Raw genomic sequence first — 14,548 nt, 5'->3', positions numbered from 1 at the left:
GACAGATATGCCCTAGTATGGGGTATAGCAAACAGGAGTGCAGGTGAATTCCCGCCTGATGGCAACATGGAGCTGATTAATCTTATCGCGCCGGTTTTCGCGGTAATCCTGACCGGATACGTATTTTCCTGGACGAACCTTTTGGGCCAGGACACGTCTGACGCGCTGGTCCAGTTTGCGGTTTATGTCCTGATCCCGGCCATCATGTTCTATCTGATCGGGCAGGAAGAGTTCCAAAATCTTCTTAATTATGGGTTCTATCTGTCTTACGGCGGGACGTTGCTGCTTTTGTTTGTGCTGCTTTTCGCAGGTTTGAAAAGTTTCACGGGATTTGAGACCGGTTCTGCCACCGTCGCGGCCTTTGCCGGGGTTGCCTCGAACACGGCTTTAGTTGCGTTGCCCGTTCTACACGCGATTTTCGGAGCCAAGGGTGCGCTACCGGCTGTGTTGGCGAATCTGGTTGTCGCCTTGATGCTTTTGGTCATGACGACCGTGTTGGAAAGCTCGGCTGGACATAAGGCCAGCGCCAAGACACCAATCTACAGGATTTTCCTGAACGTGCTGAAAAATCCGATCATCGCGGCCACATTGCTGGGGGTCGCGTATTCCTTCACCGGGATCGGGTTTTCGGATTCGGTATCCGATTACCTTGAACTTCTGAGCCAAGCTTTGGCCGCGGTTGCGCTGTTCGCAATCGGCTTCACGACCAGCGTGCGGACGATTATTCAAACGGGGCCTTTGATCCTGCTTCTGACACTGGTCAAGCTGATCGCTGCGCCCGGGCTGGTGCTTCTGGCGGCGCATCTGATTGGTCTGGACCCACTTTGGACAATCGCCGCAACGGTTTCAGCGGCGGTTCCGACCGCCAAGAACATCTTTCTGCTTGCCAAGCACTATGATCAGGAACCGCAACTGGCCGCGCACATCGTTTCCGCAACGTCGTTTTTGTCGGTGGGAACGTTGATTATGTGGTTATTTGTATTGCACAACCTTTATCCGACCGCGTTCCAATTGAACTGAGTTCGATTTACAAGGTTGTAAGCGACTGATCCCAATCAGGTACAGGAATGAACAAACCTTTCGGCGTTATCCTTGCAGGCGGTCTGGCCACCCGGATAGGGGGTGGAGACAAGGGCCTGCTGAAAATTGGCGACAAAAGCCTGCTGGACCACGTGATTGGCCGGTTGCGCCCGCAGGTGGCTGATCTGGCGCTGAACGCGAATGGCGATCCGACCCGGTTTGGTGGGTACGACCTGCCGATTGTTCCCGACACGATCGAAGGGTTTGCAGGCCCGCTCGCGGGCGTTTTGGCCGGGCTCGACTGGGCGGCTGAACAGGATGCTGAATGTATCGTTACCGCCGCCGCCGATACGCCGTTCTTTCCGCGCGATCTGGTTATGCGCCTGACCGAGGCAGCAGAAGGGCAGGCCAACCCGCTGGTTCTTGCAACCACGCCGCGCACAGGGGATGAGGCCTTGAAATCCGGGGGTGGGAAAAAGATCAACCGGCATCCGACATTCGGACTGTGGCCCGTGGCGTTGCGTGACGACCTGCGCGCGGCTTTGCAGGGTGGTTTGCGCAAAGTCGTCCTGTGGACGGATCAACATGCGGGGCGCGAGGCGCTGTTTCCTGTTGATCCGTTTGATCCTTTCTTCAACGTCAACACGCCGGATGATCTGGACCGGGCGCAGAAATTGTTGGCGCAGGCATGAGAGTTTATGGCGTCACCGGCTGGAAGAACGCAGGCAAAACCGGGTTGATGGAACGTCTGGTGGCGGAAATCAGCGGGCGCGGATTTTCCGTGTCCACCGTCAAACACGCGCATCACAGTGTAGATGTCGATCAGAAGGGCACCGACAGCTATCGCCATCGTACCGCCGGGGCCAATGAGGTTTTGCTGGCTTCGGGCCAACGGATCGCCATCATGCAGGAATTGCGCGGAGCGCCCGAGCCGTCCTTGAAAAGCCTTCTGGCCCGACTGACTCCGGTTGATCTGGTTCTGATCGAAGGTTTCAAACGTGAAGCCCATCCCAAGATCGAAGCTTTCAGGGCCGAGCCCGGTAATAGCTTGTTGGCGGAGGAGAATGACACGATCCGCGCCGTGGCCAGCGATACACTGATGGACCTGAATGTGCCCGTTTTCGACCTGAACGACACAAAGGCCATCGCAGATTTTATCCTGCAGGAAGTCGGGTTATGAGCAAACCGAACATCGCACCGCCCCCATTGAGCAACGATTGTTTTGCGCTGCCCGCCGGGGTGAGCTGGACGCCGGTGGATGATGCCCTGGCTCTGTTACAGGACAGGCTGACAGGTGTGACCGGGTCTGAGACGACTCCGGTCTCGGACTCCGAGGGGCGAATTCTGGCTGAAGATATTCAGGCGCTGCGTTCAAACCCGCCGCAGCCGAATTCCGCCGTGGATGGGTATGGGTTTTCTGGCGCTGCCCCGGAAGGGCCGCAGGTGATGCCCCTGCAAGATGGACGTGCAGCGGCAGGGATGCCCTTTGAGGGGCGGGTGGCCTCGGGCCATGCCCTACGGGTTTTGACGGGCGCCGCCTTGCCCGAGGGCGTGGACACTGTCGTTCTCGAGGAAGACGTCACCGTCAAGGATGGCCATATCGCCTTTCACGGCCCGCTCAGGAAAGGCGCAAACGCCCGCCGCGCCGGAGAGGACGTGAACGAAGGCGATACTGTTTTGGACGCCGGGCGACGGTTGACCCCGGCAGATCTTGCGCTTCTTTCGGCGATAGGGATTGCCGAGGTGCCGGTCCGCCGCAAGTTGCGCGTTGCCGTTCTGTCGACAGGCGATGAGCTGATTGAAGCCGGCGACATCGCTGGGCCGGGTCAGATTTTCGACGCCAACCGCCCGATGCTTTTGTCGATGATCGGGAAAATGGGATTCGAAGCGGTTGATCTGGGGCGTGTCCCCGATGTTCGTGCGATCCTAAAGGACAGGTTGGATCTTGCAGCCGGGCAGTCGGATGTAATCCTGACAAGCGGCGGGGCATCGGCGGGGGATGAAGATCACGTGTCAGCCTTGTTAAAACAGGCCGGTGCAATGCAGGAATGGCGGATTGCATTGAAGCCGGGGCGCCCTCTGGCGCTTGGGATGTGGAAGGAAACCCCTGTTTTCGGCTTGCCGGGTAATCCCGTGGCGGCGCTGGTCTGCACGCTGATTTTTGCACGGCCAGCGCTTGGTCTTTTGGCGGGCGAGGGCTGGTCGACGCCGCAGGGCTTTGATCTTCCTGCCGCGTTTGAAAAACACAAGAAACCCGGACGACGTGAATATCTGCGCGGCCGTGTTCGCGGGGGCCGAGTCGAAGTCTTTGCCTCGGAAGGGTCCGGTCGGATCAGCGGGCTGAGCTGGGCGGAGGGTCTGGTCGAGATCGAGGACGGTGCCCGCCACATTCAGCCGGGCGACATGGTGCGGTTTATTCCCTATGGCAGTTTCGGGCTTTAGTCGAACGTACCGGCCACACGCCCCAAAAGCATGAAAGCCCGCGCGGTTCTCGTATCACCAAGCGCGGTCAGATCGGCATCGCTGGCATCCGGTTCAAACTCGACAATCATGTGATCGAACCGGCGCAGGAAATGATGTGCCGCGTCCCGAAAAATCGGGTCCTGCTTCATGCGTGCAGCTGTCAGTGCAAGGGACGATCGGTCTCGAATTCCGCCCAATGCCGCAACGGCGCGACCGCGCGCGCCTTGGGCGAACTGTCGCCAGACTTCTGGTCGCGCCATGTCGGGGCGCAGGTCGTCCATATAGATGCCTTCCTGACTGAGCAGGGTCAGAACATCCTGTGACGCCTGCACCAACTGCGCCGTTTTTCGATCCTTCAGGGCCAGCCGCAGCGCGTCGAAGCCTTCGGTGTCCTCCTGTGTCTCGGGAAAATTCAGCGCGCGAATAAAGACATCCGTGCTCAGCCGCGGGGCAATCTCGTCGGCCTGCGTGCCCAGCTCCAGCGAAGTTTGGTCCCCTGTCCCACTGTTGATTGTGCTACGCGCGGGTTCGGTGCGCTGGGTCGAAAAGGTTGCCAGTGCGCTTTCGGTCTTTTTCGCGGTCTGAGCGATTTCATCCAGTTTCTTGGTAACGGCGGGTTCATACCCGCTGGCGGCGCGCTGTTGCTGCATCACGTAAGCCTGCCGGATCGCGTCAATGGCGGTTTGCAGCCGGGCGCTTTCTTCGCGCATGACCCGGCTGGCACGCATCGACGTGGCCGCAACCCAGATCATCGCGACGGGCATGAAGACGGCCAGCAAGGTGACGACAAAGCTGCCGCCTTCCACCTTGCCGGGCAGGACCAGAAACACGACCGACACGATCAGCCAGATCACACTGAGCGCGATCGCGACAACCTCGATTTCGGTCACTGACGGCGTTGCAGGCTTGTCATATATGCCCAGTGCGGTCGGCCGCTCGTCTTCCTGCTCTGGCGTGGGCTCGGACATGGTTACCGCTCCGGTCAGGCGTATTCTATGTTCAAAATCTCATAAGAGCGCACACCGCCGGGGGTGCGGACTTCGACGCTGTCCCCCTCGTCCTTGCCGATCAGGGCGCGGGCGATGGGGGATTTGATGTTGAGCAGGCCGTTTTCAATATTGGCCTCATACTCACCCACGATCTGCCAGGTCTTTTCCTCATCCGTGTCTTCGTCGACAAGCGTGACCTTTGCACCGAACTTGATCGCGCCCGACAACTTGGCAGGGTCTATCACATCTGCCAGCGACAGGATGCTTTCCAGCTCTTTGATGCGGCCTTCGATAAAGCCCTGCTTTTCACGGGCCGAATGGTATTCGGCGTTTTCCTTCAGATCGCCAAGCTCGCGGGCCGTGGCGATGGCTTCGATGATCGCCGGGCGCTCGACCGACTTGAGGTTTTTCAGTTCCGCCTCGAGCGCGGCATTGCCCGCGGGCGTCATCGGAATTTTTTCCATGTTCTTTTCGTCCACGCATAAAATTGTTTCGCCCCGCCGCATGAGACAAGCGTCGGGGCGAATTGATGGGTCGTCAAATACCTGACCCAAATGGCGCGGGAAATGCAAGGGGGCGAAGCCGCCCAACCTGCGGATTACAGCCTAGTCGTAGCTAATGACTTCGAATTCTATGCCGTTTTCGTCATCAAAGTAGAACCGTTTACCGGGTTCGTAGTCCGCGTGCGACTTTGGCGTGAACCCGGCTTTGACAACCCGGGCTTCGGTTTCGTCGATATCTTCGACCAGAACACCAACATGATTAAGCCCGCCAATGATGTCATAGCTGCTTTCGCCTGATGGTTTGGGATCGCTGGGTGCGTAAAGTGCCAGATAGGTGTGCGAGCTGCCCACGTGGACCGTATATCCGCCCGCGATCGCCGGTCCTTCCCAGCGGGTTTTCCAGCCAAAGACATCGTGCATCCACTTGGCCGAAGCCTGAGGGTCGCGGACCGTGAAGTTTGTGTGTTCAAGCGTCGCCATCATGGGAACTCCTTTTTAAGTTTGAAGCTTGTCCCGACTCACCGTAATTTCTAAACCTAACTTTAGGTCAAGATATTTATGAGGGTAAAATGGCGTTATCTGAGGGGCTTGCAATTGGCGCTCTTGCACGGCGTACGGGGTTGGCAGTTTCGGCCATTCGATATTACGAGGCGCAGGGCCTGATCGCGCCTTGGCGGAATGCGGGCGGGCAGCGAAGGTATCAACGCGCCGATATTCGTCGGCTGAGCTTTGTCATGATCGCACAACAGTTCGGCCTGACCTTGCCCGAAATCCGTGAAGTGTTGTCAGGCTTGCCGGGCAATCGGACCCCGACCCCAAAGGATTGGCAGAAAATCAGTGTCGGGTTGCGGACCCATCTGGATCAGCGAATCGAGACACTGACACGACTGCGCGACAATCTGGACGGCTGTATTGGTTGCGGGTGCCTGAGCCTGCCGAAATGCGCGCTTTACAACCCGGATGACCGTGCCAAGTCCTATGGTAGCGGTCCCAGGTATCTGATGGGGGACTCTCCCGAGGCATAACTGCCGCATTGCAGCAATGTTACGCCGTGTTTTGATTGACCAAGGTCTTTGTGACCATGTAATCACCCGTGAAACAAAATTGCGCAGACCACGCAGTGAAAGCGCCAATTCGGAAAGTTAGCTAAGGAGCCCGCGATGGCCGAGATTGAACGCGAAGCGATGGAATACGATGTGGTGATCGTGGGTGCAGGCCCCGCGGGCCTGTCGGCGGCCATCCGTCTGAAACAGTTGGATGCGGACCTGAACGTTGTGGTTCTGGAAAAGGGCTCGGAAGTGGGCGCGCATATCCTATCGGGTGCGGTTCTTGACCCGTGTGGCCTTGATGCGCTGATCCCAGACTGGAAAGAAAAAGGCGCGCCGCTGAAAACGCCGGTCGAAGAGGACAACTTCTATATGCTGGGTGAGGCGGGACAGATCCGCATCCCCAACTGGCCGATGCCGCCACTGATGAACAACCACGGCAATTACATTGTGTCGATGGGCAATGTCTGCCGCTGGATGGCTGAACAGGCCGAAGAGCTGGGCGTGGAAATCTTCCCCGGCATGGCGTGTTCCGAGCTGGTTTACGGCGAGAATGGCGAAGTCAAAGGCGTGGTTGCCGGTGTCTTTGGTCTCGAGGCCGACGGCTCATATGGCCCCAACACCGAGCCGGGGATGGAACTGCACGGCAAATACGTCTTCCTGTCGGAAGGCGTGCGCGGGTCGCTGTCCAAGGAAGTCATCGCCAAGTACGATCTGCAAGCCGGGAAAGAGCCGCAGAAATACGGCGTCGGCATGAAAGAAATCTGGGAGATCGACCCGGCCAAGCACAAGGAAGGCTCGGTCACGCACACGATGGGCTGGCCCCTGGGCAGCAACGCAGGCGGCGGGTCGTTCATCTATCACCTGGAAAACAATCAGGTCTACGTCGGTTTTGTGGTCCACTTGAACTACAAGAACCCGCACCTGTATCCCTACATGGAATTCCAGCGTTTCAAGCATCACCCGATGGTAGCCGAGTTGCTGAAAGGCGGCAAGCGCGTGGCTTATGGTGCGCGTGCGATCACCGAGGGCGGCTATCAGTCGATGCCGAAACTGGTCGCGCCGGGCGTGGCGCTTCTGGGCTGTTCGGCGGGTATGGTCAACGTGCCGCGCATCAAAGGTAACCACAATGCGATGCTGTCGGGTAAAGCCGCAGCCGAGGCCGCGTTTGACGCGATCAAGGCCGACCGTGCGGGCGATGAGCTGACTGTTTACGAGGCCGACGTGCGCGACGGTGCCATCGGCAGCGACCTGAAGAAGGTGCGCAACGTCAAACCGATGTGGTCGAAATGGGGCCTGACGGCGTCTCTTGCCTTTGGTGGTCTGGACATGTGGACCAACACGCTGGGCTTTTCGCTGTTTGGCACTTTGGGTCACGGCAAGAACGATGCCGAAGCAACCGAAGAGGCCAGCAAGCACACGCCCATCGACTATCCCAAACCCGATGGCGTGCTGTCGTTCGACCGTTTGACCAATGTTTCGTTTGCAATGACCAATCACGAGGAAAGTCAGCCCTGCCACCTGCGGCTGTCCGATCCAGCGATTCCGGTCAATGTCAACCTGCCCAAGTTCGACGAACCGGCGCAACGCTATTGCCCGGCAGGCGTGTACGAGATGGTCGAGGATGAGAACGGACCGCGATTCGTCATCAACTTCCAGAACTGTGTTCACTGCAAGACCTGCGATATCAAGGATCCCAGCCAGAACATCACCTGGACCACGCCACAGGGCGGTGACGGGCCGAACTATCCCAACATGTAAGCGAAAAGACGGGCACTGGCAGGGTCGTGAAGGCTCTGCCATTGCCTCTTACCTGCCAAAGTCCTAGCTTGTTGGTCAGTAAACAATAGCAAGGCAGGATTTTGGTGGCTTCCCTCCTCCGTCGCGCAGCGCTAGTTGCGCTGCTTTCTTCGTCAGTCACGTTTCCGGCTTTTTCGGATACCGGGTCCGGGCCATATTTGGCCGGGCGTCAGGCGATTTTCCAGAACGATTATACCGCAGCCGAGCGTTACTTTGCTCAGGCCCTGCGCGCTGACCCCGAAAACCACAAGCTGCTGGAAAGCGTCGTCGTTGCCAGGCTGTCGCTGGGCGAGTTGCAGCGCGCTCAGCCTGTGGCCCGCACAGTTGTTGAAATGGACCTTCCCAGTCAGGCGGCTCGGATGGTTATCGCCGCTAACCTTGTTGCGGATGACAAGCTGGACGAACTGTTGGCGCTTGATCCCGAAACGCAGGGCGTCGGACCGTTGGTCGACGGTTTGATGTTGGGATGGGCCCACATTGGTCAGGGGTCCATGACCAAAGCGATGGATCAGTTCGATCAGGTGGCGACACAGGAAGGGTTGCGGGAATTCGCGCTTTACCACAAGGCGCTGGCATTGGCCTCGGTCGGGGATTTCGAAGGGGCCGAAGCGATTTTTGCAGCCGACGAAGGGGCGGTTGCTAAATTCACGCGCCGTGCGGCACTGGCACGGGTTGAGGTGCTGTCACAGCTTGATCGCAACCAGGATGCGCTGGCCTTTCTGGATGACGTGTTTGCCGCTGGCAGCGACCCATCCATCGAAAGCTATGAGGCGCGCCTGACAGCGGAAGAAACCCTGCCCTTCACGCATGTGCGAACGGCGCAGGACGGCATGGCAGAAGTGTTCTTTTCCGTGGGGGCTGCGCTCAGCACCGAGGCGGCGGAGAACTACGTTCTGCTTTACGCACAAACCGCAGCTTTCTTACGGCCTGACCACGTTGACGCAATTTTGCTGAGCGCTGAGTTGCTGGACGAGCTCGAGCAATATGATCTGGCAGTTGAGGCATATCGCAAAGTGCCTGCCGAAAGCAGCGATTATCACGCAGCCGAGTTGGGCCGCGCCGAGGTGCTTGGCCGCGCAGGTAAAACCGATGCGGCCGCCGAAGTCTTGCAGACCCTTGCCACCCAAAGTCCGAACCTGCCCAGCGTTCATGTTGCGTTGGCCGATCTTCAGCGACGGCAGGAGAACTATGCTGATGCGGTGGAAACCTATGACAAGGCCATCGAACTGATTGAAGGCGGTGTCGGGGGAAACTGGTTCCTGTATTACGCGCGCGGCATCTCGCACGAGCGGCTCAAGAACTGGGATCAGGCCGAGGCCGATTTCCGGCAGGCGCTGGAACTGAACCCGGATCAGCCGCAGGTGTTGAACTATCTGGGGTATTCGCTGGTTGAGCGGCGCGAGAAGCTGGACGAAGCATTGAACATGATCGAACGCGCTGTCACCGCGCGGCCTGACAGCGGCTACATTGTGGATAGCTTGGGTTGGGTTCTGTTCCGTCTCGGACGCTATGACGAAGCGGTTGAGCATATGGAGCGCGCGGTTGAGCTGATGCCGGTCGATCCCGTGGTGAACGACCATTTGGGGGATGTCTATTGGGCGGTCGGACGCGCGCGCGAGGCCGAGTTCCAATGGAAACGCGCCTTATCCTTCATCGACCCCGATGACACGGACGGCGAAGCCGACCCGGACAGAATTCGCCGCAAGCTTGAGATCGGGCTGGATGCAGTTCTGGCCGAAGAAGGTGCAGACCCATTGAAGGTCGCAAATGAAGGCTGAGGCTTTCGCGCCCGCCAAGATCAACCTGACTCTGCATGTGACCGGTCGACGGGCCGACGGGTATCACCTGCTGGATTCACTGGTGGTATTTGCGGATGTGGGTGACACGCTGCGCTTCACGCGCGGAGATCACCTGTCGATCACGGTTACAGGTGAGCATGCGGCAGGCGTTCCTGCGGATGACCGTAATCTGGTTTGGAAAGCGGCCAAAGCCGCAGGTTGGGCAGGGCATATCGACCTGAACAAAGTGCTGCCGCACGGTGGCGGGATCGGTGGGGGATCGTCCGATGCCGCGGCCACTTTGCGCATGGTTGGCGATCAGGGCGGCAGCATTCCAGATGAGATCGCTTTGTCACTTGGCGCGGATATCCCCGTCTGCATGGCCGCGCAGGCCAGCCGAATGCGCGGCATTGGCGATGGGCTGACACCGGTTGTTTTGCCACAAATGCCAGCCCTTTTGGTCAATCCGGGCGTTGAGGTTCCCACAGGGGCCGTCTTCTCTGCACTGGATAGCCGCAACAACGACCCCATGCCGGATGATATACCGATCTTTGCCGCCGCTGAGGACTGTGCCACATGGTTGCGCGATCAACGAAACGATCTTGAAGGCCCGACCAAGGAGCTTGCACCCGAGGTTGGTCGGGTTCTGGATGAACTTGCCGCCACCAAGGAGGCTCTGCTTGTTCGGATGTCAGGGTCAGGGTCGACGTGCTTTGCGCTCTACCCCAGTATGAAGGCGGCCCATTACGCAGCCTACGAGATTGGCGCAGCCTATCCCGACTGGTGGTGTCGCGCGGTTCAGCTCAATTGAGGCGAGACACCACATAATCCGCCAAATCGCGCAGCAGCGTGCGAATTTCATGGTCGGGTAGAATGTCGAGCGACGCTTTGGCCTTATTCGCCCATCCCAGCGCATCCGAGCGCGTGGCGTCCAGCGTGCCGTATTTGGCCATCAACCCAAGCGCGTGGTCCAGATCACCGTCTTCCTGACGGCCACGGCCAATCGTACGCTCCCAGAATGCGTGTTCTTCTGGGGTTGCTTGCGCGACGGCCTTGATTACGGGCAAGGTCAGTTTGCGTTCGCGGAAATCGTCACCGACGTTTTTGCCGGTCGCAGTGCTGTCGCCCTGATAATCCAACAGGTCATCCGCGATCTGAAAGGCGATCCCCAGCGCATCACCATAGTCATACAGGGCTTGAACCTGCTCTTCTGCTGCACCGGCGATGACACCGCCGACTTCGGTCGCGGCTGAGAACAATGCCGCCGTTTTGCCCCGTACAACCTGCAAGTAGATCGCTTCGTTGGTGCCCAGATCGGTGGCCGCTGTCATTTGCAGGACTTCACCTTCGGCAATCGTCGCTGATGCGTTTGCCAGGATATCTAGCACGCGCAGCGATCCTGTCTCGACCATCAACTGAAAGCTGCGCGAGAACAGGTAGTCGCCCACCAAAACGCTGGATTTGTTGTCCCACAAAAGGTTTGCCGTGGGGCGCCCACGCCGCTGGCCGCTTTCGTCCACAACATCGTCGTGCAGCAAAGTGGCGGTATGGATGAATTCAACAGTCGCTGCCAGCCGTACATGGTGGCTGCCCTGATAGCCAAACAGTTGCGCTGCGGCCAGGGTCAGAATCGGGCGCAAACGCTTGCCGCCCGCCTCGACCAGATGCGCCGTTACTTCCGGGATACGCGGGGCGTGCTCGGACGCCATGCGGGTTCGGATCAGTTCATTTACTGCGTCCATTTCACCCGCGAGAATTTCCGCCAGCCGCTCATGCGGTTTTGAGACCGTGCTGATCGTCATCACACTCCTGATACAAGGCTCGACTTCTGCCGCACCTTGCCCTTACATCCATCCCCATGAAAGAACTTTTGCGCAGCACCGATCCAACGATCCTGGCGTTTGCATCCGCCCTTCTTGAAGGCGAGGATATAGACTGCTTTCAGATGGACGTAAATATGAGCATCCTCGAAGGTGGCATAGGAATTTTCCCGCGCCGCCTGATGGTCCGGGCCGATGACCTGACGCGGGCCGAGCGCGTGATGCGTGACAATGAAATTCCGTTGGGCCGATGACCCTGTTTGACGATGATGACCTGACCCTGAATGACTTTTTGGGTGGCCGTGTGCGCCTGTGGCAACCTCGTGGCGGATACCGCGCCGGGGTGGACCCGATCCTGCTGGCCGCTTGTGTTCCGGCAAAACAGGGCCAAAGCGTGCTGGAGTTGGGCTGCGGGGCTGGGGCAGCGGTGCTGTCGCTGATGGCACGTGTGCCGGGGTTGCAGGCTGTCGGGGTGGAATTACAAGCGCCATATGCTGATCTGGCTCGTCGGAACGCTGTTGAAAACGCCGCACGGCTGGAAGTTATTCAAGCGGACCTGACGGCCATGCCGTCGGACCTGAAACAGCGTCAGTTTGATCATGTGATCGCCAATCCGCCCTATTACCGTGTCGGGGCGCATAGCCCGTCCGTGGATCAGGGACGAAGCGTCGCATTGGGCGGAGATACACCGCTGGACCTTTGGTTTGACGCTGCAGCCAAACGCCTTGCGCCGAAGGGTTCCCTACACATGATCCAAAAGGCGGATCGGTTGCCGGAAATGCTGACCTCGTGTTCTGGGCGGCTGGGATCAATCGAAGTTGTGCCGCTGTCAGCCCGGTCCGGGCGCAAGACCGAGCTGGTGATTTTGCGGGCAAAAAAGGGGGGGCGCGCAGCTTTCCAACTGCATGCACCCCTGATTTTGCACGCAGGAGAGCGCCACGAAAAAGACGGGGAAAGCTATACGCCGCACGTATCTTCGGTGTTGCGCGATGGCGCAGCGCTGGCCTGTTTCCCGGACCGATAGGCATTAACCAGCCGAACTTGTCGGATTTATTACAGATTCTGTGCGTCTGCAGCGTGACAGGCTGGAAACGATGTGATCAACTTCATACGTAAACCTGAGACACCAACAAAGGAGTATCGCCATGAGCGTGAGCGCACATCTGACGGAACTGAAGAAAAAGCACGAAACTCTCGGTCTCGAAGTAGAACAAGCCCAACGCTCGCCAGGTATCGATGATCTCCATATCGCTCAACTCAAGAAACAGAAGCTGAAACTGAAAGAAGAGATCGAGCGCCTGTCCAGTTAACTGCTCATACTGGCGCGGGCCGCGATGGTCGCGCCGCTCGTAATTAAAACGGCCGCGATCGCCAATCCCCACGAGGGGGCCGCGATCCCGGCCACAACCAAAATAAGCGTAGACAACAAGGGTGCCGCGTAGGACGCCGTTCCCAGAATCTGAATGTCGCCTTGTTTAACCCCTATATCCCAGACATAAAACGCCAGTCCCACCGGCCCCAGACCCAAGGCCAGCACGGAAACCCAGCTTGTCGCTGTGTCCGGCCACACGGTCTCTTCAACGGCCAGATGCAGTAAAGCGGACGCTATGGCCGTAGCAACGCAGAACACGGCGACTGAGCTTGTCGGCGTGTCGCCCAAGCGCCGGGACAATACCGAATAGCCGGACCATGTCAGCGCGCATAACAGGGCCAGGGCGTATCCCGGCAGGTGATCCGATTGGAATCCTGCACTTCCGCCCCCGGCAATGATCACAGCGGCCCCGGCGAACCCCAGACAGGCACCGAACAGATGCCCCAGTCGTAGGTTCTCGCCGGGCAACAGCCCTGAAAAGAGGACAATCAGCAAGGGCCAGAGATATGCGATTAAGCCAGCCTCGGCCGCAGGTGCCATGCGCAAGGCCGAGAAATACAGCGCGTGGTAGCCAAATAGCCCGATCGTTCCGAACAGGTAGGTTGTCCAGCGCACGTTTCGAAGCTGAGACAGGCCACCGTTGGCCCAGGTCCAGATTAATCCAAGCGTGCCGCCGATTGAGAAACATATAGCGTTTAGCTGCAATGGCGGTGTGGGCGCAGATCCTACCGTGAACAAGGCAAGCAAAGACCACAGCAGGACCGCGGTAAATCCGATCCCTGTCGCACGGGTTCTTGTCATAGGGCAGGGACCTCTTACACCGGAATGATTTCGAATTCATCCGAGATATGCGCGGTTTTTTCAATCTCGTCCATGAACCAATCCCGGAAGGCGGCGATTTGGGGGCGGTTCTCTGCCCCCGGGAGGCACAAAAAACGAAACCGCCCCCGCGTTTCGATGGCCGTCTTGAACGGTGCGACCAAGCGCCCTTCGGTCAGGTCTTTGATGATCATCGCGCGGCGACCAAGCACAACCCCAACCCCCGCAACCGCTGCGTCGATCGCGTGGTCTGCATTCGAAAAATGCGCGCCATGTGTGGGCGCATAATTTACGCCGACCGCCCGAAACCATGTGGGCCAGTCACTGGGCGGTTGGAGAAACGCAATCGAGTCGTCAAAAATCAGGGGGGCGTCTTTCAGGCTGTCGGGCGTTGCATACCGTTCGGCCATTTCAGGTGTCATGACTGGCGTCAGCCATTCTTTGCGCACGGGCAGGGAATATAATCCCTCGTCATCGCCATAGCCAAACCGGATTGCCACATCTACGTCGTCACGCTCCAGATCCATATTGCGCAAGGTGGCCGAGAATTTGAGGTCAATCTCAGGATGCGCCCGCGCAAATTCATAAAGGCGCGGGGCAAGCCACTTGGCGGTCAAAGCCGGGCCTGCGGTCACGGTCAGGCTGGTATCGTTTCCCTGCCTTCGGGCCGCCTGCCAGGCGGCCTGTAAAGCGGCAAAGCCCTCGGCCGCGCCGGGTGCCAGTGCGCGCCCAGCCTCGGTCAGTTCGACGGCTCGGTTTAGGCGGCGAAACAAAGGGCGGCCCAGATGTTCCTCAAGTGATTTGATCTGAAAGGACAGGGCCGCAGGAGTGACATGCAGTTCTTCGGCGGCTTTCGCAAAGGACATATGGCGCGCGGCGGCATCAAAGGCGCGCAACGCGGTCAGAGGGGGAAGGTAGTCGCTCATAGCATAAGAAAT

General features: G+C 58.7%; 17 protein-coding genes. 11 read left to right on the top strand and 6 right to left on the bottom strand.

Annotated features, from left to right (window positions below; genetic code table 11):
• Positions 1–66: 66 nt before the first annotated feature.
• From GOV88_RS06555 to glp, 4 genes are read left to right on the top strand one after another with little or no spacing between them, the layout of a single operon-like run.
• Positions 67–1,020 (top strand): AEC family transporter, encoded by a 954-nt coding sequence (locus GOV88_RS06555; RefSeq protein WP_171122655.1) that lies wholly within the window; start codon positions 67–69, stop codon positions 1,018–1,020.
• 47 nt (positions 1,021–1,067) lie between these two features.
• A complete protein-coding gene (gene mobA, locus GOV88_RS06550) occupies positions 1,068–1,712 on the top strand; it encodes a molybdenum cofactor guanylyltransferase MobA (RefSeq protein ID WP_171239909.1) in 645 nt (214 codons plus the stop codon).
• The gene (gene mobB / locus GOV88_RS06545; RefSeq protein WP_171122651.1) at positions 1,709–2,200 is read left to right on the top strand and encodes a molybdopterin-guanine dinucleotide biosynthesis protein B; all 492 of its coding nucleotides are present in this window, start codon (positions 1,709–1,711) and stop codon (positions 2,198–2,200) included. Before mobA ends, mobB begins: the two co-directional genes overlap by 4 nt.
• Positions 2,197–3,462 (top strand): gephyrin-like molybdotransferase Glp, encoded by a 1,266-nt coding sequence (glp, locus tag GOV88_RS06540; protein WP_171239908.1) that lies wholly within the window; start codon positions 2,197–2,199, stop codon positions 3,460–3,462. The genes mobB and glp overlap by 4 nt, the downstream gene beginning before the upstream one ends.
• On the opposite strand, the gene GOV88_RS06535 is transcribed toward glp, so the two are convergent.
• The 3 genes from GOV88_RS06535 to GOV88_RS06525 form a co-directional block, all read right to left on the bottom strand.
• Entirely contained in the window at positions 3,459–4,451 is a 993-nt protein-coding gene (locus tag GOV88_RS06535; protein ID WP_171239907.1) for a hypothetical protein, read from the bottom strand. The genes glp and GOV88_RS06535 overlap by 4 nt on opposite strands.
• Positions 4,452–4,465: 14 nt before the next feature.
• The gene (gene greA / locus GOV88_RS06530) at positions 4,466–4,936 is read right to left on the bottom strand and encodes a transcription elongation factor GreA (protein WP_171122645.1); all 471 of its coding nucleotides are present in this window, start codon (positions 4,934–4,936) and stop codon (positions 4,466–4,468) included.
• Between the two features lie 141 nt (positions 4,937–5,077).
• The gene (locus tag GOV88_RS06525) at positions 5,078–5,458 is read right to left on the bottom strand and encodes a VOC family protein (RefSeq protein ID WP_171239906.1); all 381 of its coding nucleotides are present in this window, start codon (positions 5,456–5,458) and stop codon (positions 5,078–5,080) included.
• A gap of 86 nt (positions 5,459–5,544) precedes the next feature.
• On the opposite strand from GOV88_RS06525, the gene soxR reads away from it, so the two are divergent.
• The 4 genes from soxR to GOV88_RS06505 all read left to right on the top strand — a co-directional run bounded on the left by soxR (position 5,545) and on the right by GOV88_RS06505 (position 10,410).
• Positions 5,545–6,000: a redox-sensitive transcriptional activator SoxR gene (gene soxR, locus GOV88_RS06520; RefSeq protein WP_171239905.1), complete on the top strand. Its 456-nt coding sequence runs from the start codon at positions 5,545–5,547 to the stop codon at positions 5,998–6,000.
• 135 nt (positions 6,001–6,135) lie between these two features.
• Positions 6,136–7,782 (top strand): electron transfer flavoprotein-ubiquinone oxidoreductase, encoded by a 1,647-nt coding sequence (locus GOV88_RS06515; RefSeq protein ID WP_171211746.1) that lies wholly within the window; start codon positions 6,136–6,138, stop codon positions 7,780–7,782.
• 101 nt (positions 7,783–7,883) lie between these two features.
• Positions 7,884–9,599 carry a tetratricopeptide repeat protein gene (locus tag GOV88_RS06510; RefSeq protein ID WP_174834499.1) on the top strand — a complete coding sequence of 572 codons (1,716 nt, stop codon included), beginning with the start codon at positions 7,884–7,886 and terminating at the stop codon, positions 9,597–9,599.
• The gene (locus GOV88_RS06505) at positions 9,589–10,410 is read left to right on the top strand and encodes a 4-(cytidine 5'-diphospho)-2-C-methyl-D-erythritol kinase (RefSeq protein ID WP_171211748.1); all 822 of its coding nucleotides are present in this window, start codon (positions 9,589–9,591) and stop codon (positions 10,408–10,410) included. The genes GOV88_RS06510 and GOV88_RS06505 overlap by 11 nt, the downstream gene beginning before the upstream one ends.
• On the opposite strand, the gene GOV88_RS06500 is transcribed toward GOV88_RS06505, so the two are convergent.
• Positions 10,403–11,401, bottom strand: coding sequence for a polyprenyl synthetase family protein (locus GOV88_RS06500; protein WP_171239903.1), 999 nt, complete (start codon positions 11,399–11,401; stop codon positions 10,403–10,405). The two genes, GOV88_RS06505 and GOV88_RS06500, sit on opposite strands and share 8 nt — an antisense overlap.
• 56 nt (positions 11,402–11,457) lie before the next feature.
• Here GOV88_RS06500 and GOV88_RS06495 point away from each other — a divergent pair, with 56 nt between their 5' ends.
• The 3 genes from GOV88_RS06495 (at position 11,458) to GOV88_RS06485 (ending at position 12,729) form a co-directional block, all read left to right on the top strand.
• Positions 11,458–11,673 (top strand): DUF2007 domain-containing protein, encoded by a 216-nt coding sequence (locus GOV88_RS06495; protein ID WP_037316655.1) that lies wholly within the window; start codon positions 11,458–11,460, stop codon positions 11,671–11,673.
• Positions 11,670–12,443, top strand: a complete 774-nt coding sequence (locus GOV88_RS06490) for a tRNA1(Val) (adenine(37)-N6)-methyltransferase (RefSeq protein ID WP_171239902.1) — start codon at positions 11,670–11,672, stop codon at positions 12,441–12,443. The genes GOV88_RS06495 and GOV88_RS06490 overlap by 4 nt, the downstream gene beginning before the upstream one ends.
• A gap of 121 nt (positions 12,444–12,564) precedes the next feature.
• Positions 12,565–12,729, top strand: a complete 165-nt coding sequence (locus GOV88_RS06485; protein ID WP_170563647.1) for a YdcH family protein — start codon at positions 12,565–12,567, stop codon at positions 12,727–12,729.
• Here the strand turns inward: GOV88_RS06485 and GOV88_RS06480 are convergent.
• Both GOV88_RS06480 and GOV88_RS06475 read right to left on the bottom strand, forming a co-directional pair.
• Positions 12,726–13,592, bottom strand: coding sequence for a DMT family transporter (locus tag GOV88_RS06480; RefSeq protein ID WP_171239901.1), 867 nt, complete (start codon positions 13,590–13,592; stop codon positions 12,726–12,728). The genes GOV88_RS06485 and GOV88_RS06480 overlap by 4 nt on opposite strands.
• 14 nt (positions 13,593–13,606) lie before the next feature.
• Positions 13,607–14,536, bottom strand: coding sequence for a transcriptional regulator GcvA (locus GOV88_RS06475; RefSeq protein ID WP_171239900.1), 930 nt, complete (start codon positions 14,534–14,536; stop codon positions 13,607–13,609).
• Between the last annotated feature and the right edge of the window lie 12 nt (positions 14,537–14,548).

Source organism: Ruegeria sp. HKCCA5491 (assembly GCF_013034565.1).
Lineage (GTDB): Bacteria > Pseudomonadota > Alphaproteobacteria > Rhodobacterales > Rhodobacteraceae > Ruegeria.
The sequence above is the reverse complement of the archived record's forward strand: the minus strand, read 5'-3'. Positions and strand labels throughout refer to the sequence as shown.

Bases quoted from the DNA above. Each gene is read 5' to 3' on its own strand.
- mobB (WP_171122651.1), top strand. From the start codon at position 1,709: ATGAGAGTTTATGGCGTCACCGGCTGGAAGAACGCAGGCAAAACCGGG.
- GOV88_RS06535 (WP_171239907.1), bottom strand. From the start codon at position 4,451: ATGTCCGAGCCCACGCCAGAGCAGGAAGACGAGCGGCCGACCGCACTG.
- GOV88_RS06475 (WP_171239900.1), bottom strand. From the start codon at position 14,536: ATGAGCGACTACCTTCCCCCTCTGACCGCGTTGCGCGCCTTTGATGCC.
- GOV88_RS06525 (WP_171239906.1), bottom strand. From the start codon at position 5,458: ATGATGGCGACGCTTGAACACACAAACTTCACGGTCCGCGACCCTCAG.
- GOV88_RS06500 (WP_171239903.1), bottom strand. From the start codon at position 11,401: ATGACGATCAGCACGGTCTCAAAACCGCATGAGCGGCTGGCGGAAATT.
- mobA (WP_171239909.1), top strand. From the start codon at position 1,068: ATGAACAAACCTTTCGGCGTTATCCTTGCAGGCGGTCTGGCCACCCGG.
- glp (WP_171239908.1), top strand. From the start codon at position 2,197: ATGAGCAAACCGAACATCGCACCGCCCCCATTGAGCAACGATTGTTTT.
- GOV88_RS06515 (WP_171211746.1), top strand. From the start codon at position 6,136: ATGGCCGAGATTGAACGCGAAGCGATGGAATACGATGTGGTGATCGTG.
- GOV88_RS06480 (WP_171239901.1), bottom strand. From the start codon at position 13,592: ATGACAAGAACCCGTGCGACAGGGATCGGATTTACCGCGGTCCTGCTG.
- GOV88_RS06485 (WP_170563647.1), top strand. From the start codon at position 12,565: ATGAGCGTGAGCGCACATCTGACGGAACTGAAGAAAAAGCACGAAACT.
- GOV88_RS06495 (WP_037316655.1), top strand. From the start codon at position 11,458: ATGAAAGAACTTTTGCGCAGCACCGATCCAACGATCCTGGCGTTTGCA.
- GOV88_RS06490 (WP_171239902.1), top strand. From the start codon at position 11,670: ATGACCCTGTTTGACGATGATGACCTGACCCTGAATGACTTTTTGGGT.
- GOV88_RS06555 (WP_171122655.1), top strand. From the start codon at position 67: ATGGAGCTGATTAATCTTATCGCGCCGGTTTTCGCGGTAATCCTGACC.
- soxR (WP_171239905.1), top strand. From the start codon at position 5,545: ATGGCGTTATCTGAGGGGCTTGCAATTGGCGCTCTTGCACGGCGTACG.
- greA (WP_171122645.1), bottom strand. From the start codon at position 4,936: ATGGAAAAAATTCCGATGACGCCCGCGGGCAATGCCGCGCTCGAGGCG.
- GOV88_RS06505 (WP_171211748.1), top strand. From the start codon at position 9,589: ATGAAGGCTGAGGCTTTCGCGCCCGCCAAGATCAACCTGACTCTGCAT.